This window comes from Roseateles sp. T103 (assembly GCF_057219915.1).
In genome coordinates this window covers 372,256-389,996 of the sequence record NZ_JBXVVS010000004.1, presented here as the reverse complement: position 1 = coordinate 389,996, position 17,741 = coordinate 372,256, and the positions used below count along the sequence as shown (strand labels likewise).

13 protein-coding genes are annotated in these 17,741 nt (G+C 69.2%); 2 read left to right on the top strand and 11 right to left on the bottom strand.

The window, feature by feature from the left end:
• Nucleotides 1-26 precede the first annotated feature (26 nt).
• A complete protein-coding gene (locus AC2EBS_RS14280) occupies nucleotides 27-1,175 on the bottom strand; it encodes an anhydro-N-acetylmuramic acid kinase (protein WP_484729086.1) in 1,149 nt (382 codons plus the stop codon).
• Nucleotides 1,172-2,521 (bottom strand): peptidoglycan DD-metalloendopeptidase family protein, encoded by a 1,350-nt coding sequence (locus AC2EBS_RS14275; RefSeq protein ID WP_484729085.1) that lies wholly within the window; start codon nucleotides 2,519-2,521, stop codon nucleotides 1,172-1,174. Before AC2EBS_RS14275 ends, AC2EBS_RS14280 begins: the two co-directional genes overlap by 4 nt.
• 267 nt (nucleotides 2,522-2,788) lie before the next feature.
• Between AC2EBS_RS14275 and tyrS the strand changes: the two genes are divergently transcribed.
• The gene (gene tyrS, locus AC2EBS_RS14270) at nucleotides 2,789-4,042 is read left to right on the top strand and encodes a tyrosine--tRNA ligase (RefSeq protein ID WP_484729084.1); all 1,254 of its coding nucleotides are present in this window, start codon (nucleotides 2,789-2,791) and stop codon (nucleotides 4,040-4,042) included.
• 75 nt (nucleotides 4,043-4,117) lie between these two features.
• On the opposite strand, the gene AC2EBS_RS14265 is transcribed toward tyrS, so the two are convergent.
• The 3 genes from AC2EBS_RS14265 to AC2EBS_RS14255 form a co-directional block, all read right to left on the bottom strand.
• A complete protein-coding gene (locus tag AC2EBS_RS14265; RefSeq protein WP_484729083.1) occupies nucleotides 4,118-7,471 on the bottom strand; it encodes a S41 family peptidase in 3,354 nt (1,117 codons plus the stop codon).
• Between the two features lie 76 nt (nucleotides 7,472-7,547).
• Nucleotides 7,548-8,456 (bottom strand): 5'-nucleotidase, encoded by a 909-nt coding sequence (locus AC2EBS_RS14260; protein WP_484729082.1) that lies wholly within the window; start codon nucleotides 8,454-8,456, stop codon nucleotides 7,548-7,550.
• A gap of 37 nt (nucleotides 8,457-8,493) precedes the next feature.
• The gene (locus AC2EBS_RS14255) at nucleotides 8,494-9,498 is read right to left on the bottom strand and encodes an AAA family ATPase (RefSeq protein WP_484729081.1); all 1,005 of its coding nucleotides are present in this window, start codon (nucleotides 9,496-9,498) and stop codon (nucleotides 8,494-8,496) included.
• A 240-nt stretch (nucleotides 9,499-9,738) separates the two neighbouring features.
• Here AC2EBS_RS14255 and AC2EBS_RS14250 point away from each other — a divergent pair, with 240 nt between their 5' ends.
• A complete protein-coding gene (locus AC2EBS_RS14250; RefSeq protein ID WP_484729080.1) occupies nucleotides 9,739-10,134 on the top strand; it encodes a globin domain-containing protein in 396 nt (131 codons plus the stop codon).
• 77 nt (nucleotides 10,135-10,211) lie between these two features.
• Here the strand turns inward: AC2EBS_RS14250 and gspF are convergent, their stop codons facing one another.
• The 6 genes from gspF to gspL are packed head-to-tail and all read right to left on the bottom strand — an operon-like array spanning nucleotide 10,212 to nucleotide 17,717.
• A complete protein-coding gene (gene gspF, locus AC2EBS_RS14245) occupies nucleotides 10,212-11,432 on the bottom strand; it encodes a type II secretion system inner membrane protein GspF (RefSeq protein ID WP_484729079.1) in 1,221 nt (406 codons plus the stop codon).
• Nucleotide 11,433: 1 nt separating this feature from the next.
• The gene (gene gspE, locus AC2EBS_RS14240) at nucleotides 11,434-12,855 is read right to left on the bottom strand and encodes a type II secretion system ATPase GspE (RefSeq protein WP_484729078.1); all 1,422 of its coding nucleotides are present in this window, start codon (nucleotides 12,853-12,855) and stop codon (nucleotides 11,434-11,436) included.
• Between the two features lie 4 nt (nucleotides 12,856-12,859).
• On the bottom strand, nucleotides 12,860-15,079 hold the full coding sequence (gspD, locus tag AC2EBS_RS14235; protein WP_484729077.1) for a type II secretion system secretin GspD: 2,220 nt from the start codon (nucleotides 15,077-15,079) through the stop codon (nucleotides 12,860-12,862).
• Between the two features lie 2 nt (nucleotides 15,080-15,081).
• On the bottom strand, nucleotides 15,082-15,957 hold the full coding sequence (gspN, locus tag AC2EBS_RS14230) for a type II secretion system protein N (protein ID WP_484729076.1): 876 nt from the start codon (nucleotides 15,955-15,957) through the stop codon (nucleotides 15,082-15,084).
• The gene (gspM, locus tag AC2EBS_RS14225) at nucleotides 15,954-16,490 is read right to left on the bottom strand and encodes a type II secretion system protein GspM (RefSeq protein ID WP_484729075.1); all 537 of its coding nucleotides are present in this window, start codon (nucleotides 16,488-16,490) and stop codon (nucleotides 15,954-15,956) included. The genes gspN and gspM overlap by 4 nt, the downstream gene beginning before the upstream one ends.
• Nucleotides 16,491-16,499: 9 nt before the next feature.
• Nucleotides 16,500-17,717 (bottom strand): type II secretion system protein GspL, encoded by a 1,218-nt coding sequence (gspL, locus tag AC2EBS_RS14220; RefSeq protein ID WP_484729074.1) that lies wholly within the window; start codon nucleotides 17,715-17,717, stop codon nucleotides 16,500-16,502.
• Nucleotides 17,718-17,741: the final 24 nt, after the last annotated feature.

Genomic DNA, 17,741 nt, shown 5'->3' with positions numbered 1-17,741 from the left:
TTGAGGCGGCTTTTTTCATGCCTGTCTCATGCCGGGTGATAGGCGCCTAGGACGCGCAGCCCGCTTGCGCCGGTGACGGCGGGCAGATTGCCGCTCAGACGTTCACAGTGCCGCTGTGCGAGCCAGGCAAAAGCCGCCGCCTCCACCTGTAAAGGCGGCAAGCCGCGCGTCTGTGTCGAGCGCAAGGCCGTGTGGGGCTGTAGTGCTCTGAGCCGCTCCATCAGGAAGCCGTTGAGGGCACCGCCGCCGCAGACCAGCAGCTCCTCGCAGCTGTTGCCGTGGCGGGCCAGACTGTCGGTGATGCAGCGTGCCGTGAGCTCCGTCAGCGTGGCCTGGACGTCGGCCGGGGCTGTGTCGCGGCCATGAAGAGCCAGGTGCTGCTCAAGCCACTCCAGGTTGAACAGATCGCGACCGGTGCTGCGTGGCGGCGCGAGCCGGAAGAAGGGTTCATCGAGCATGGATGCCAGCAGGTCTGGCAGTGGCTTGCCGCTGGCTGCCCACGCGCCATCAGCGTCATAGGCCTGACCCAGGTGGCGCTGTACCCACAGGTCAAGCAGGCAGTTGCCGGGGCCGCAGTCGAAGCCGCCAACCCGTCCGTCGCCATAGAGCAGGCTGACGTTGCTGATGCCGCCGATGTTGAGTACGGCGACATCGTGGTCCTTGCAGCCGAAGAGTGCGGCATGAAAGGCGGGTACCAGTGGTGCACCTTGCCCGCCGGCGGCGACATCTCGGCTGCGCAGGTCGCAGACCACCGCGACGCTGCTCAACTCGGCGAGCAAGGCGCCGTTGAGCAGCTGCACGGTGTAGCCATGGCCGTCGAACATGCCGGGCCGATGGCGCACGGTCTGGCCATGCGCCCCGAGTGCGCGAACTTCTGATGCGCGGACACCAGACCTGTCCAGCAGGGCGGCCACCGCGTCGGCATAGGCGGCCGCGATGGCATTGCCTGCCAGCGCTGCCCTGTGCAACTCGTCGGATCCTGGGCTGTTGAGGGCCAGCAGTTCCGCGCGCAGAGGTGCGTCGAAGGCTTGATGCTGGTGAGCGAGGACATCAAGCGGACCCTGCACGCCCGGGAAGCGGGCAAGCACAGCATCCACGCCGTCCAGCGAGGTGCCGGACATCAGGCCGATGTAAAGGGCTGACACGCCCGCTAGACCTGGATCGTCGAGGCTCAATCGGCGCCGCTGACACCGCTGCCGATGGACTCGGCAACCGCCAGCTGGCTCTTCACGCTGGCCACGGTCTGCATGAACTGGCCTTTGGCTGCGGCGGGCAGCGGGATGGCCTCGGAGGCACGCGCGATGATGCGCGGGTCTTGATGGCGGCCCTTGACCCTGAACTCGAAATGAAGATGCGGGCCGGTCGCCCAACCGGTGGCGCCCACTGCGCCGATGCGCTGCCCCTGGTCGATGCGCTGCCCCTTCTTCACGTCAATGCGGCTGAGATGCGCATAAACGGTCTGGCGCTCACCGGCATGCCGGATGTAGATCACATTGCCGAAGCCGTTCTGCCAGCCGGCGAACTCGACCGTGCCGTCGCCGACGCTGCGCACGGGAGTGCCGGTCGGCGCCCCGTAGTCCACCCCCATATGGGCCTGCCAACGCTGCAGGATCGGGTGGAAGCGCATCGCGAACCCCGAGGTCACCCGTGAGAACTCCATCGGGCTGGCAAGGAAGGCACGACGCTTGTTCTGTCCGTCGAAGCCGTAGTAGCCACCCTTGCCGCTGGCTTCCCTGAACCAGACGGCCGTGTGGGTGCGCCCGTTGTTCACGAACTCGGCTGCGACCACGCGACCGCTGGACTGGCTCCAGGTCGCGGGTTCGCCATCAGCCGTCATGGTCTCGAAAACTACCGAGAAGCGGTCGCCCTTGCGCAGCTCACGGTGGAAGTCGATATCGCCACTGAAGATGTCCGCCATCTGCGAAGCGACGGCGTCAGGAATCTTCGCCTCGTCGGTCGCGGCGAAAAGCGAGGTCTGGATGCTGCCGCTGCCCAGCAGTACCTGGGGGGTCAACGGCGCGGTTTCCAGCTTGGCGCTGAACTTGCCCGCCGCATCGCGCTTGATGGACAGGCGGCTGAAATGGGTGCTCTGCTGCTCGGCCTGTTCTGCCGGGTAGCGCACGACGATAGAGCCGACGCGACCGGAAGCATCGGCACTGAGCTGGACCAGCTTGCCCGGACGACCCTGGAGCACGCGCCGGGCCAGCGCATCCTCGCGCAGGAACTGCGCGGCTGCGCTATCGAAGGCGCCCATGCGCTTGAGCAGGCTGTCGGCCGTGTCGCTGCTGCGCGTCTGGTCATTGCGGATCAATTGCAGCGAGTGATCAGCCAGTGCCTCGAGTTGCTCCTCCAGACCTTGCAGGGCGACAGGCTCGCTGATCGTGTAGCGGGGCAGGTCCTGCGCATCAGGGGCAAAGGGCGCGACACCGAAGGCGGCCACAGCGAAGCCGCCGAGCACGCCGACGACGCTGCCGGTCAGCGCACGCGGATGACGCGACACGGTGCCCGCTACAGCAGCCAATGCCTTGTTCAGTTCTGCTTTCCAGTGAGTCACGCTTGAGGAAGCCCGGGTCTTGGATTGTTCTAGCTATGCCGGCCCAGAGGCCTGGCCCGCGCGGCGTGGGCGCAGCAGGGCGTCCACTAGAATCCTGTGCCACAGCCCCGTCCGCGAGGGCGGCAAGGCTGAAAGGCAGGCGCGAGTATACCGGGGCGATCGCTCGGTCAACGCCTAGAAAACCCGATAAATCAAGGCCTTGCGTGTAAGCGGCAGGGTCAGAGCTGCGCATCCATGTCCGAATCGCGAACTTCCTCCGTCCCGTCCGCTGCGCCGGCCCATCCGATCACGGACCGGGTGCGCGAGGCGCTGGCGATCACCCAGCGCGGCTGCGACGAACTGCTGCCCGAGGCCGACTGGCTGGCCAAGCTGGCACGCTCCGAGGCCACCGGCACGCCGCTGCGCATCAAACTGGGCCTGGACCCGACCGCGCCGGACATCCACCTGGGCCACACGGTGGTGCTCAACAAGATGCGCCAGCTGCAGGACCTGGGCCACCAGGTGATCTTCCTGATCGGCGACTTCACCTCGATGATCGGCGACCCCTCGGGCCGCAATGCGACGCGCCCGCCGCTGACGCACGAGCAGATCAAGGCCAATGCCGAGACCTACTACCGCCAGGCCAGCCTGGTGCTGGACCCGGCCAAGACCGAGATCCGCTACAACAGCGAGTGGAGCGACCCGCTGGGCGCGCGCGGCATGATCCAGCTGGCCGCCAAGTACACGGTGGCGCGCATGCTGGAGCGCGACGACTTCACCAAGCGCTTCCAGAGCCATACGCCGATCTCGGTGCACGAGTTCCTCTACCCGCTGATGCAGGGCTACGACTCGGTGGCGCTGAAGAGCGACCTGGAACTGGGCGGCACCGACCAGAAGTTCAACCTGCTGATGGGCCGCCACCTGCAGCAGGAGTACGGCCAGGAGCCGCAGTGCATCCTGACCATGCCGCTGCTCGAGGGCCTGGACGGCGTGGACAAGATGTCCAAGTCCAAGAACAACTACGTCGGCATCACCGAGCCGGCCAACACCATGTTCGCCAAGATCCTGTCGATCAGCGACGTGCAGATGTGGAAGTGGTTCGAACTGCTGAGCTTCAAGTCCATCGCCGAGATCGCCGCGCTGAAGAAGGACGTTGAGGGCGGCCGCAACCCGAAGGACGCCAAGGTGATGCTGGCCAAGGAGATCACCGCGCGCTTCCATGGCGCGGCGGCGGCCGATAGCGCCGAGGCCGACTTCAACAACCGCGCCAAGGGCGGCATCCCCGACGACATCCCTGAAGTGACGCTGTCGGGCGCGCCGCTGACCATCGGTGCCCTGCTGAAGGCGGCGGGACTGGTGCCCTCCAGCAGCGAGGCGATGCGCATGATCGAGCAGGGCGGCGTGAAGATCGATGGCGCCGTCATCAGCGACAAGGGTCTGAAGGTCGAGGCCGGCCAGTTTGTGCTTCAGGTCGGCAAGCGCAAGTTCGCGCGCGTGAGCCTGAGCTGACGCCACGCTGGCACTGAAAGACAAACGGGAGGCCTTGGCCTCCCGTTTTTCTTGCGGCCCAGGAACTGGGCAGTTTCAGGGCGTGACCGGCCGCGGATAGGCGCCGGGCTGTGGCGTCTGTAGCGGCCGCTCGGCCATGGCGCGGCGCAGATGGGCGATTGCGGCCTCCAGCTGCGCGTCGGCGCCCATGAAGCTGGCACGCGGCGGGTTGTCCACCTCGATGTCCGGCTTGACGCCCACGCCTTCGATCAGGAAGCGGCCCTGGTGATCGATCTGTCCGGTCTCGGCGGCACGCATGATGCCGTTGTCCATCAAGCGGTTGCGGTCCGACAGCCAGACGCCTGCGCCCGAGGTCTGGCGGCCGATGGTCGGTCCCAGGCCCAGGCGCTTGAAGCCCTCGGCAAAGGTCTCGCCGTCGGAGTAGGTGTTCTCGTTGATCAGCACCGCCAGATGGCCGCGGAAGGCCTGCTGCATATTGGCATAGGGCGGCGCGCCTTCGGGTGAGCGGCGCTGCCAGAAGGCCCAGGCGCGGCGCAGCAGCTTCTCCAGCACCCAGCTGTCGATATTGCCGCCGCCGTTGAAGCGCACATCGATGATCAGGCCCTCGCGGTCGATCTGCGCGTAGAACTCGCGCGCGAAGTCGGCGATATCGTCCGGGCCCATCGCACGCAGATGCATATAGCCGATGCGCCCGCCGCTGGCTTCCTGCACGGCGCGGGCACGCGACTGGCGCCAGTCGTTGTAGCGCAGCTGCGCGTCCCGCCTCTGGGGCACGGGCGTGACGATGCGCTGCAGCGTCTTGCCCTCGGCGCTGCGCAACTCCAGCAGCACCTGCTTGCCCGCCTGGCCACGCAGCAGTTCGGCCAGGTGCGGCACCTCGGCGGCGCGGCGGCCGTTGACGGCAGTGACCACATCCCCAGCCTTCAGCTCCAGGCCGGCCGCCGCCAGCGGCGAGGCTTCAGACGGGAGTTCCGGATCGCTGGCATAGATCTGCTCGATGCGCCAGCCCTCGGCCACGCGGCTGAAGCGCGCGCCCAGGCCGGCCAGGCCGGGCTCCTCGGGGCCGCTGCGCACATCGCCCGCACCGATCTGGCTGTGCAGTGCGCCGAGTTCACTGACCATCTGCGCCATCAGCTCGGCCAGGTCGGCACGGCTGCTGACGCGCTCCACCAGCGGCTCGTACTTGGCCCGCACCGCCTGCCAGTCCACGCCATGCATGGCCTTGTCGTAGAAGTGATCGCGCTGCATGCGCCAGGCATCGATGAACATCTGGCGCCATTCGGCGCGCGGCTGGGTGGCGATCTGCCAATCGCTCCAGCGCACCTGGAACTTCGGCAGCTCGGCCGGCAGCTTGGGCGCTGCATCGACGATCAGGATCTCCGGTGCCGCGCCGGCATTGCCGCCCCGCACCAGCATCAGCTTCTTGCCGTCGGCGCTGAGCTCGTAGCTGCGCACATCGCCGGACACGGTTTCGGCGTTGCCGCCCTGGTTGTCGATGGCCAGGGTCTTGAGGCTGGTCTTGCGGTCCTGATCGAGCTCCAGCCACCACAGGCGTTTGCCATCGGTGCGCAGCGCGCTGTAGTTGCCGGCCGCAAGCGGCACCTGATACAGGCGTCCGGCAAGGCCGGCCTGAACGAGGGCGGGTCTGCTGTCGACCTTGGGCTCGGCTTTCGCCGTGCTCTTCGTCGCATCAGGCTTGGCTTCCACCTTGGGCTCGGCCTTGGCCTCGGGCTTGGTGTCCGGCTTGGCTTCGGGCATGTCCAGCTCGCTCTTGGCGGCGAAGGGGAAGCGCTGGCCGGGCTGCAATGCCAGCGCAAACAGCTGGCCGCGGCGGTCGAAGTAGGGCCCCATATTGCGGTCACCCCAGGGACCGCTGCGGCCTGAAACGACGAAGTTCCGGTTCGAGATGAAATAGAGCCAGCGGCCGTCGGGGCTGAAGGCAGGCGAGTCGCTGTCGTAGCGGTCGCTGGTCAGCGCGGGCAGCACCTTGTCCTCGGCCAGGCTGTAGAGCACGATCTGGCTGCGGTTGCTGTTGCGCATCGGCTGCGTCCAGGCCAGATGCCGGCTGTCGGGGGCCCAGCTCAGGCTGCTGATGTCAGCGGCCAGCTTGTCCTGCGCAATCTGGCGCGTGCTGGGCTTGGGGCTGGCGCGCAGGTCGGTCAGGAACAGCCGGCCTTCCTTGTCGCCATGCGCCAGCCAGCGGCCGTCGGGCGAGGGCAGCAGCGACAGGCGCTGCGACTGGCCGTCCTGGGTGATCTGTTCCGGCTGGCTCAGGCCGTTGGCTGCGAAGCGCCAGATTTCCTGCTCACCGCTGAAATCGCAGATGGCGAAGACCTGCTTGCTGTCCGCGCTGAAATCGGCCTGCTTGCAGCGGCCGTCGGCTGGCTGCGGCAATTCGGCGCGGCGCAGAGTGCCCACGCCCTGCGTGGCCAGGCGGCCGCGGCTGCCCAGCAGCACGCGCTCGCCATTCGGCGCGAAGGCGGTGTCGGTCAGAAAGTCCTGCGGCTTCTTGATCCAGCGCTCGCGCTGCTGGTCGAAGTCGCCCCCCAGGCGGATGTCGAGCTTGCGAGGGCTGTCGCCGGCAGTGGCGAGATCCAGCGTGTAGAGATCGGCGCCCAGCGCATAGACCACGCGCTGTCCGTCCAGCGAGGCATGGCGGATATCCCAGCCCTTGTGCCGGCTGTGCTGACGCAAGTCCTGACCCCGGCTGTCGACCGACCAGAGGTTGACGCTGCCATCGCGGTCCGACAGGAAGGCGACGCGTTCGCCGCCAGCGCTGCGGTAGGGCATGGGCCGGTGGTCGTTATTGCCTTCCGCCAGCAGCGGGCGGGCCTCGGCCTGGCTGCTGAGATCGAGCGCCCAGAGGCGCGAGATGGCGCCGCCGCGGTACTGCCGCGCGTTGTCGCCGCTCAGGCCGTTGCGGGTGAAGTACAGCGTTTTGCCGTCGGCGCTGAGCGCGCCATCGCTGGCCTGGGCCACCGGCAGGGCGCGCCGGGTCATGGTCTTGGGATCGATGGCGAACAGCTGGCCGCCGGGCAGTGCCTCCAGGCTGCTGTAGATCACTTCGCCGGCGCTGCTGAAGCCCCAGACGCGCATGCCGCCGCCTTCCCAGCTCAGGCGCTTGGGCACGCCGCCGGCGATGGGCATCAGGTAGAGCTCGGTGCCGCCGTCGTATTGCGCGGTGAAGGCCAGCCACTGGCCGTCGGCCGAAATCGCCGGCCAGGCTTCGGCACCGGGATGGGTGGTCAGGCGCGTGGCCTCGCCGCCGGACAGGCCGACGCGCCAGAGGTCGCCCTCGGCCGCAAACACGGCCTGCTGGCCCTTGATCGCGGGCTGGCGGTAGAAGCCGGCCTGGCTTGCTGCGGCGAGTGCGGGCAACGCACAAAGCGCAAGCGCCCAGGCGGCCTGGGCGAACGGGGGGGTGATCATCAAAGCGTCTCCGGTCGAGTCGCACGGCGCAAGCAAGCCGCGCGGCGGGCTCGTGGCCCGGGGCGCATTCTGCCCGTTAGCGGGACACCGGCCCGTTCGTCACGCCGGTGCTGACATGGCCCGAGGGGACATGGGCCGCCGCGCTGTGGATATGGCCGAGCTGGTCGTCGAAGAAGAAGTCCGGCTCGAACTCGCGCAGGAACTCGCCCTTGGCCAGGCCGCCGAGGAACATCGCTTCGTCGACCTCGACATTCCAGCTCATCAGCGTGCGGATCGCGCGCTCGTGCGCCGGTGCGCTGCGCGCCGTCACCAACGCGGTACGCACGCGCATCGTGCGGCCGGGCTCGCGCTGCAGCTGCTGCAGCGCGGTCAGTACCGGCTTGAACGGTCCCGGCGGCAGCGGCAGGTGCACGCGCTCGCGCTCATGGGCCTGGAAGGCGTCCAGCCCCTGCTGCTGGAAGACGCGTTCGGCCTCGTCGGAGAACAGCACCGCATCGCCGTCGAAGGCGATGCGCAGCTCGAAGGGATGCTCGCTGGAGGCGCGCGCCGATTGCGGATAGACGCGCGCCGCGGCCACGCCGGCAGCCAGTGCCGAGCGCACATCCTCGTCGTTGGCGGAGAGGAACAGCTCGGCCTGCAGCGGGCGCAGATAGCGCCAGGGGTTCTGCCCGCGGGTGAACACGCCGCGCTGGATGGCTAGGCCGTAGTGCTGGGCCGAGCGGAACACGCGCATGCCCGAGATCGGGTCGTTGCGCGACAGCACGACCACCTCGACGCGCTGCTGCGCCTCGGTATTGAAGCCCAGCAGCTTGGTCACCAGCGAGAAGGCCACGCCGGGCTTGGCCGGCACGTCCAGGCGCTGCTGCTGCAGCGCCATGTAGGCGCGGTCGTCGCCGGCTTCGAAGAGCTCGTTCTCTTCCTCGAAATCGAAGAGCGCGCGCGATGAGATGGCGACGACCAGCTGGTCGTCCAGGGTGGCAGGCATGCGGCGATGATAGTGAAGCCGCGCAGTGACTGTCGCGCTACTGAACGAAGCCGATGCTGCTGCGCCTGCGGCCCGGCTCCGGCAGATCCTCGCAAAGGATGCTGCCGCGTCGCGCCAGCTTGGCATTGCCGAAGGCCGTCATCCAGGCGCGCCGCATCTCGCGTGGCGCCAGCTCGGCCATGCGCTCCAGCACCGCGTCGGACGGCTCCTCGTCGAACTGCCGGCCCCAGTCGTGCTGCGCGCGTATGCCCTGGTAGAGCCGCAGCGCGATGCGTCGCGCCGCGGCCGCATCGGGCGCCTCGATCTCATAGACATTGACGCGGTTGAGGATGGGGTCAGGTATTGCCCCGGCGTCATTGGCGGTGGCCACCCAGATCATCTGGCTGGCGTCCACCGCCACCTCGGCGAACTCGTCGGTGAAGGCGCCGGCGGTGTCGTGCTCCAGCAGGCTGTAGAGCGAACCCAGCGGGTCGTAGCTGGCCTCGCCGCCGGCCTTGTCGATCTCGTCGACCACCATCACCGGGTTGGCATAGTCGCCGTCGACCAGCGCCTCGAAGACCTTGCCCGGGCGCGCGCCGCGCCACTGGCTGGACGCACCGGAGAGCACCCAGCCGGCGGTCAGCGAGCTCATCGAGATGAAGCCCATGCCGGTGCCCAGCAGCGCGGCGAGCTGGCGGGCGAAGTGCGTCTTGCCCACGCCCGGCGGGCCAAGCAGCAAGAGCGGCGTGATCTCCAGCGCGTCGCCGCTGTCGGTGCACAGCGCGAGCTGGCGGCGCACGTCGTCGAGCACCTCGTGGAAGTTGGGCAGTTCGTCGTAGAGCGCGTCCATCGCCGGCAGCCCGGAGGGCTTGACCTGGAAGCGCTGCGGCCCCTTGTCGAGCATGCGCCGGTAGGTGCTGCGCAGCGCCTCGTGGTCGGGCTGCTGCGGCAGCTTGGCGAGCTTGTGCTCGACCTCGGCGACGCTGAACACGCTGCGCATCTGCGCGATCGGGATGCGTGGGCCCAGGCAGGCGAGGGCATGGCTGTGAGGCTTGTCACTCATATGCAACTCCCGGCGCCGCCAGCTGCAGCGGCGTCGCCTTCATTCAAGCAAATGCCGAGCTGCTTGCGACTGCGAGAAAGCCCGCAATTGCCCAACTCATTCACGGCTGCGCAGAATTTCGCGTTGCGCCGACTGGCGGGCTACAAATGAAACGCCGTGACGCGCTGCATGAAGGCGGGCTGAAACAAGGGGCGATGAAAGTGCCTGGGGTCATCAACCCTCAGCCACACCCCGTACTTCATGACTCCGCAACAAGTCCAGCTCATCCGCAATTCCTTCGCGCTTGTCGAGAAGCAGGAGCACGAATTCGTCGACCGCTTCTACGAGCGCCTGTTCGAGATCGCGCCCGATGCGCGCAGCCTGTTCCCCAGTGATCTGCGTGCACAGAAGGGCAAGCTCTTCGCAGCGCTGAAGCTGGTCGTCTACAGCCTGGAGCGCTTCGACCAGCTGCGTCCGGCGCTGCGCGACATGGGCCAGCGCCATCGCGGCTATGGCGTGGTGTTCGAGGACTACGGCCTGGTCGGCGAAGCGCTGGTGCAGACGCTGGGCGAGGTGCTCGGCGACGCGGCCGATACCGCCACCGAAGACGCCTGGTTCATGGCCTACACGACCGTTTCCGATGCGATGAACGCCTGATACGGCTTCGCCTTCGAACGCATCACGTCGTGGGCTCGCCTCGCCGTGCTACCGCACGGTCGTCGGCTTGCCGCCGCTCACTTCACCCAGGTATTGAGCTGGATGATGGGCAGCAGCACCGCGAGCACGATCAGCATCACCACGCCGCCCATTGCGACGATTAGCAGCGGCTCCAGCAGCGTTGCCGCGGCCATCGCGCGGCGCTGCACCTCGGTGCCCAGCTGACGCGCAGCGCGGCCCAGCATCTCGGGCAAGGCGCCGGTCTGCTCGCCCAGGCGGGCAAACATGGCCAGCAGCCCCGGGAAGCGTTTCTTGCCGGCCAGCGCTGCGCCCAGCGGCGCGCCTTCGCGCACCTGCACCAGCGCGTCCAGCGCATCGGCGCGCATTGCATGGTTCGACAGCGTCTCTGCCGCCGCCTGCAGCGCCTTCAGGATGGGCACGCCGGCACCCGCGAGCATCGCCAGCGTTGCGGCGAAGCGCGCCGCGTTGTAGCCGCGCGAGAGCCGGCCCAGCAGCGGCAGCTTCAGCCAGGCGGCGTCGAAGCGTTGGCGGAAGGCCTCGCCGCGCAGTGCCCAGCTCAGGCTGGCGCCCGCACCCACCAGCGCGACCAGCACCGCCCAGCCCCAGGCACGGACGAAGTCGCTGATCGCCAGCATCATCACGGTGAGGAAGGGCAGCGCGCGCTTGCTGCCGGTGAACACGCTGGCGATCTGCGGCACCACATAGGTGACGAGGAAGATCACGATGGCCACTGCGATCAGCGAGACGATGGCCGGATAGGCCATCGCGCCGACCAGCTTGGCACGCAGCTCCTGGCGTTCCTCGAGGTCGTCGGCCAGGCTCTCCAGCACCTTGCCTAGAGCGCCGCTCTGTTCGCCGGCCGCGACCACGGCGCGATAGACCTCGTCGAACTCGCGTGGTGCGGTGGCCAGCGCACGTGCGAAGGGCGAGCCGGCATTGACCTCGGCCTTGAGCTGGGCGAGCAGCTCGGCCACGCGCTGGTCCTCGCTTTCGTCGGCCAGGGCCGACAGCGCACGCTCGATCGGCAGGCCCGAGCCCACCAGGCCGGCGAGCTGGCGCGTCCACACCGACAGCGTCGTGGCGCTGAACACGCGGCGCGACCAGCGCAGCGTCGGGCTGCCGGCCTGCTGCTCCTGCTGCGCCACCGGCACGACCTGCAGCGGCACCAGGCCCGAGCTGCGCAGCTGCGTGCGCGCCGCGCGGGCGTTATCGGCCTCGATCAGGCCATGGCTCTGGCGACCGTCCGCATTCAGCGCCTGATACTTGAACGCTGGCATCTCAATCTCGCGTGACGCGCAGCACTTCTTCGGCCGAGGTGATGCCGTCGCGCACCAGGCGCGCGCCGTCCTCGCGCATCGAGCGCAGGCCGGCCGCGGTCGCCGCCTGATGCAGCTCGGCCTCGGCGGCACGGTTGTGGATCAGCTCGCGCACCTTGTCGTCGGCCACCATCAGTTCATAGACGCCGGTACGGCCCTTGTAGCCGGTGTGGCCACAGCTCGGGCAGCCCGCCGGGTGGTAGTGGCCCTCGCCGTCCATCCGTTTGCACTCCGGGCAGAGCTTGCGCACCAGGCGCTGTGCCAGCACGCCCAGCAGGCTGGAGCTGAGCAGGAAGGGCTCGATGCCCATGTCGGTGAGTCGCGTCACCGCGCTGGGCGCGTCGTTGGTGTGCAGCGTGGCCAGCACCAGGTGGCCGGTCAGCGAGGCCTGGATGGCGATCTGCGCGGTCTCGTAGTCGCGGATCTCGCCGATCATGATCACGTCCGGGTCCTGGCGCAGGATCGCGCGCAGCGCCTTCGCGAAAGTCAGGTCGATCTTCGCGTTGACCTGGGTCTGGCCGATGCCGGGCAGCTCGTACTCGATCGGGTCCTCGACGGTCAGCACATTGGTGGTGCTGGTGTCCACCGTCTGCAACGAGGCATACAGCGAGGTGGTCTTGCCCGAGCCGGTCGGGCCGGTAACCAGCACGATGCCGTGCGGCTGCTGCACCAGGCGCTTGAAGGCGGACAGCACCTGGCCGTCCATGCCCAGGCCCTCGAGCGTGAACTTCGATTCGCTCTTGTCGAGCAGGCGCAGCACCGCGCGCTCGCCGTGCGCCGAGGGCAGCGTGGAGACGCGCACGTCGATCGCGCGGTTGCCGATGCGCAGCGAGATGCGGCCGTCCTGCGGCAGGCGCTTCTCGGCGATGTCCAGCTCGGCCATGATCTTCAGCCGCGAGATCAGCGCCGCATGCAGCGCGCGGTTGGGCTGCACCACCTCGCGCAGCGTGCCGTCGACGCGGAAGCGCACCGAGCTGGCACGCTCGAAGGGCTCGATGTGGATGTCGCTGGCGCCGTCCTTGGCGGCCTGCGTCAGCAGCGCGTTGAGCATGCGGATGATGGGTGCGTCGTCGGCCGCCTCGAGCAGGTCTTCGACGGCGGGCAGGTCCTGCATCAGGCGCGACAGATCCACCGCGCTTTCCACTTCGCCGACCACGGTCGCCGCGCTCGATTCGCCGCCGGCATAGGCATTGCCGATGCGCTCGGCCAGACGCGGCTTGGTCTCGAGCTCCATGCGGTCCACCGCATAGAGGCGCTGCAGCTCGGCCAGCGCCGCAGGCGCGGTGTCGGCAGCGGCCCAGAGCACCAGCTCGCTGCCGTCGTCCTCGAGCAGCAGCTGCTGCGCGCGGGCGAAGGCGTAGGGCAGGGGATGGCGGCTGGCCATGGCCTCAGTTGCCCTTGCCTGCCGGCACGTCGGCGCCAGCCTGGCTCGCCGCGGAGCCGGGTGCGGCAGGAATCAGCGGCGCGCCGGTCTCCGGCAGCACGATGCTCTTCTTGGGCTGCGTGGCCTGCTGCGCGGCGCGGATCACCTCGTAGCGGTCCAGCGTCACCTGGTCGGCGCTGGGCTGGTCGCGCAGCACCACCGGTCGCAGGAAGACCATCAGATTGGTCTTGATGCGCTTGCGGTTCTCCGACTTGAACAGATGGCCCAGCACCGGGATGCTGGCCAGGCCGGGCACGCGGTCCTCGCCGTCGGCGTACTCGTCCTTGAGCAGGCCGCCGAGCACGACGATCTGCCCGTCGTCGGCCACCACCGTCGTTTCGATCGAGCTCTTGTCGGTGGTGGGACCGGAGGTGCTGTTGCTGGTTCGTGCGACGACCGAGGAGTTCTCCTGGTAGATGGTCATGCGCACCGTGCCGCCCTCGCCGATCTGGCTCTTGATGCGCAGGGTCAGGCCGACGTCCTTGCGCTCGATCGTCTGGAACGGATTCACCGATGAAGAGCCGGTGCCGGTATTGGTGAAGGAGCCGGTCACGAAGGGCACGTTCTGGCCGATGACGATCTTGGCTTCCTCGTTGTCCAGCGCGATCAGATTGGGTGTCGACAGCACATTCGTGCCGGCATCGGACTCGAGCAGATTGGCCAGCGCACCCAGGGTGTAGAACTCGCCGATCTTCTTCAGCACGCCGACGTTCAGGCCGGCGCTGACGCCGCTGGAGACGGCGCTGCTGATGCCGTCCAGGCCGCTGGCGGTCGCCGCCGAGAGGTTGACGATGTTCGAGGTGCCGGAGCCGAAGTTGGTGCCTATGCCCGAGATCGTGCGGTCGCCCTTGTTGCCGAACACGCTCTGCCACTGCACGCCGAACTGCGCGGCCTTGCTGGCATCGACCTTGACGATCAGCGATTCCACATAGACCTGGGCGCGGCGTCCGTCGAGCTGGTCGATCACCGCGCGCACCTGGCGGTACAGCGGCTCGGGTGCGGTGATGATCAGCGAATTGGTCGACGGGTCGGCCTGGATGAAGCCGCCGGTGGAGGGCTGGGCCGAGGCGGCCACCGGTGTGGTCGCCGCGGTGGAGGCGCCAGTGCCGCCGGCGACGCTGCTGCCGGTGCCGATGCCGGTGCCGATGCCGGTGCTGGCGCCGGTGCTGACCGCGCCGAATGCGCTGCTGCTGCCTGTGCCGCCCAGACTGCTGCCCGTGCTTGCGCCCGTGCCGCCAGATCCGCCGCCGGCCCCGAAGGCAGCGCGCAGCACGGTGGCGAGCTTGGTCGCGTCGGCATTCTTCAGATGCACGACACGGATATTGGCGTTGGCTGCTGCGCCGGAGAGCGGCTGGTCGAGCTTGTCAATGATGGCGCGCGTTGCAGCCAGCTTGGCCGGGTTGGCGGCGCGCAGGATCAGCGAGTTGCTACGCGGGTCGGCCAGCACGCTTAGGCCACTCGTACCGGCCTGACCGGGCACCGCGGCAGCGGCAGCGCCGCCGTCGCCGAGGCGCTGCACCAGCGCCGCGATGTCGGAGGCCACCGCATGCTTGAGCGTGACGATCTCGATATCGGTGGCCGCGGGCTGATCCATCGCCGCGACGATGCGGCCGATGCGCTGCAGGTTCTCGGCGTAGTCGGTGATCACCAGGCTGTTGTTGCCCGGGTTGGCGTTGATGGTGTTGTTGGGGCTGATCAGCGGACGCAGCACGGCCACCAGGTTGTTGGCGTTCTCGTGGTTGAGCTTGTAGATCTGCGTGAGGATCTGGTCGCCGCGCTGCTTGCTGCTGCCCACCTCCACTGCGCCGGTCTGCAGCTTGGCGTCGGCCTCGGGGACCAGCTTGAGCAGGCCGGCGGCGTCGACGACGGTGAAACCCAGGCCGCGCAGCGCGGCCAGATAGCTCAGATAGGCCTCCTGCACCGGCAGCGCCTGCTCGCTGTAGAGCGTCATCGTGCCCTTGACGCGCGGGTCGACGAGGATCTGCCGCCCCAGCATCGCGCCGATCGCGCGGCTGACCGCCTCGATGTCGGCATTGACGAAGTTCAGCGTCACCGGCGTCTGCGCCTTCAGCGCGGGCTTCTTCGCGGAGGCGGGCTGGGCGTGGACGGTCTGGCCCAGCGCCACGGCCAGTGCCAGGGTGGAGCCGGCCAGGACCGGCCAAGGGCGGAGGAGGCGGTTGCGCATGCTCATCCAATCGAGATAAGTGAGCGGCTGCCGTCGCGGCGGCCGATGATGTTCAGCAGATTGTCCAGTCCGGCCTGCTGCTGCGGCGCGGCCTGCGCCACGCCGGTGAAGCGCGCCCGGCCCGCTGCCAGGCTACCCTGGCCGCTGAGCTGCAGCACGCCGGCGAGGGTCTGCAGCTGCAGGGCCGGCACGCCCTCCTGTCCGGGTGGCGTCTGCAGCGTGAGCCTATAGCTGCCCAGCGGTGCGATGGGGGCCAGCCGTGTGCCCAGGTCCAGCAGCTCCAGTTGCAGCCGGCCGGCCAGTCGCCAGCGCCCCTGTGCCCATGCCAGCGCGAAGCCTTCGCTGCTCAGCCGCAGGCTGCCGCTGGGTTGCAGCGTGTTCCAGGGGGTGCCCAGGCCGGCAAGCAGCGCGGCGGGCCAGCGCCCCTGCAGGGCGCCGTCGGCAGCCGCAGCTGCGTCGTTGAGCGCGATCGTCAATCGGCCCAGTCCCGGTCGCAGGTCAAGGCGCAGCGCGTCCGGGATGCAGCAGGGCTGACGCATCTCGACGATCAGGCCGTCCCAGCGCGGACGCAGCTGCCAGGTCAGCCGGTCCGGCAGGCGCGCTGCGTCGCGGCTGTCTGCCCCGCCGGCCAGCACCAGCACGCCGCTGCCCGACCAGATGCTGCCCTGCGTCTCGGCCAGCAGCACATGGCCTCGGGTGGCGCTGGACAGGCCATGCGCCAGCCAGCTGGCCGGCGCGAAAGCCAGCAGCGCAGCGCTGCCGCCGAGCAGGGCGCCAGCCACCGCCCAGCGCCGCGTGCGCTGCTGCGCCGGGACCGCGCCGCCGCGGCCGAATGCGCGCCTGCCCGGCTGGCGGCCCGGTGTGCCGAGCTGCCTCATGTGCTTGCGCCCGCCAGCGCCAGCACGATGCTGCCGCTGTAGGTTCCGTCGCTGCCGCGCTGCAGCGTGGCCTCCACCGGCCGGGCGCGCGCGACGCTGCGCACCTCGACCAGCCAGGCCTGCAGAGCCTCGGGCGCGACATGGTTGAGCTTGAGCACCGCGCGCTCGCCGGTGATGGTGAGGCCGGACGCTTCACCGAGACGTTCGCTGGCTGCCTGCAGCGCTTGCATCGCCTGGGCGGCCGGGACCTGCGGCTGCGCGCGCAGGGCCCGGCTCTCCTCGGCCAGGCGGCGCATCTCCTGCAGCTGCGCATCCAGCTGGGCCAGCTGAGCCGGTGCCTGCTGCAGCGTGCGCAGCGCGGGGGCCAGCAGCACCGTCCAGAGCAGCAGTGCCAGCAGGGCTGCCGCAGCCAGCAGCAGACTCAGGCGTTCGCGAGGGTTGAAGCCCTGCCAGCGTGCGCGCACGCCGGCGCTGATGGCGTCGAGCTGCTGGCGCGTCGCGCCGGCGTCGGATCTCTTCTTCGGGGCCGTCATCGTGAATGCCTAGCGTCGGCTCGCGCGGCTGATGCTGGCGCGGCCCTCTGCGTTGTCGAGCCGCCAGCCCTCAGCTTGCAGGGCTGCGCGGAACTGTTCGATCTGCTGCGGCGCCCAGCCCTGCAGCGGCAGGGTGAGCAGGCCGGTTTCGAAGCGCAGGCTGTCGGCCGGCGCGCGCTCGGCTGGCCAGGCGCGTGCCGCGGCGGCGAGCAAGGTCTCGAGATCCTGTTCTCCGGGCTGGCCGGCCTGGGCGCGCAGCAGCTCCGTTTCGCGGCGCATCTGCAGTGGTGCATCGAGCAGGGCGCGCAGCTGCGGATGGGCCTCGCGCACCGTCTGCACGATCGCGGCGCGCTGCGCTTCGACACTGCGACGCTGCTGCCAGGCCACCAGATTCAGCCCCAGCAACTGCACGCCCAGCAGGGCCGCGACGCCCCAGCGCAGCGGCCGCCAGGCCGGCGCCTGCAGTGAGCGCCAGGCCTGACCCAGGCGCTGCAGGCCGCGGGCACGCGGCGCCAGCTCGAATTGGCGCAGCTCCCAGTCGGTGCCCAGCGCCGCCAGCGCTCGCTCGGCCCGGGTCAGCGGCGCGACTGCGCCGCCCAGCCAGCGCTCTGCCGCCGCGACGAGTGCGGGCTCTGCGCTGTAGCGGCAGGGCTCGGAGGGCAGCAGGGCGCGCGCCAGGCTGCCGGCCAGCGGCAGCATGCTCACGCCCTGTGTTGTGCTCAGACGCAGGAGGGGCGCCTCTTCATGGCCCTGCACATGGCCGCTGATCGAGCCATCGGGTGGGCCCAGCGGCAGCACGCGTTCCACATGGATGCCGGCCTGCTCCAGCGCCGCGAGCGGCGGCAGCAGCAGGGACTTCGCGAAGACGGCGACCCAGGCCTGCTGGCCGCCGGACGCGCCGGGCTCCACCGCGAACGCGAGCTGCTGCGGATCCTCGAGCAGCTGTTCCTCCAGCAGCCCCGACAGGGCCTCGCGCATCTGCCGGCCGGCGCGCGGCAGCGTGATGCGGAACCAGGCGATGTCGGCGTCGGCGGGCATCAGCAGCACGCGGTCGGCCTTGGGCAGGCTGCCGATCGCGCAGCGGCCCTGAGCGCTGAGCTGTTGCCCGTCCTGGCTGAGCAGATAGTCGTAGTCGGCAGCAGCGCTGCCTGCCGCGGCGTCTTCGGCGTCGCGGCCCGGCGAACCGAGGCGCTTGCGCTGCGGCAGGAGCAGGATCAGGGTGGTCATGGGCGGTCGATTCTAGGCACAGTG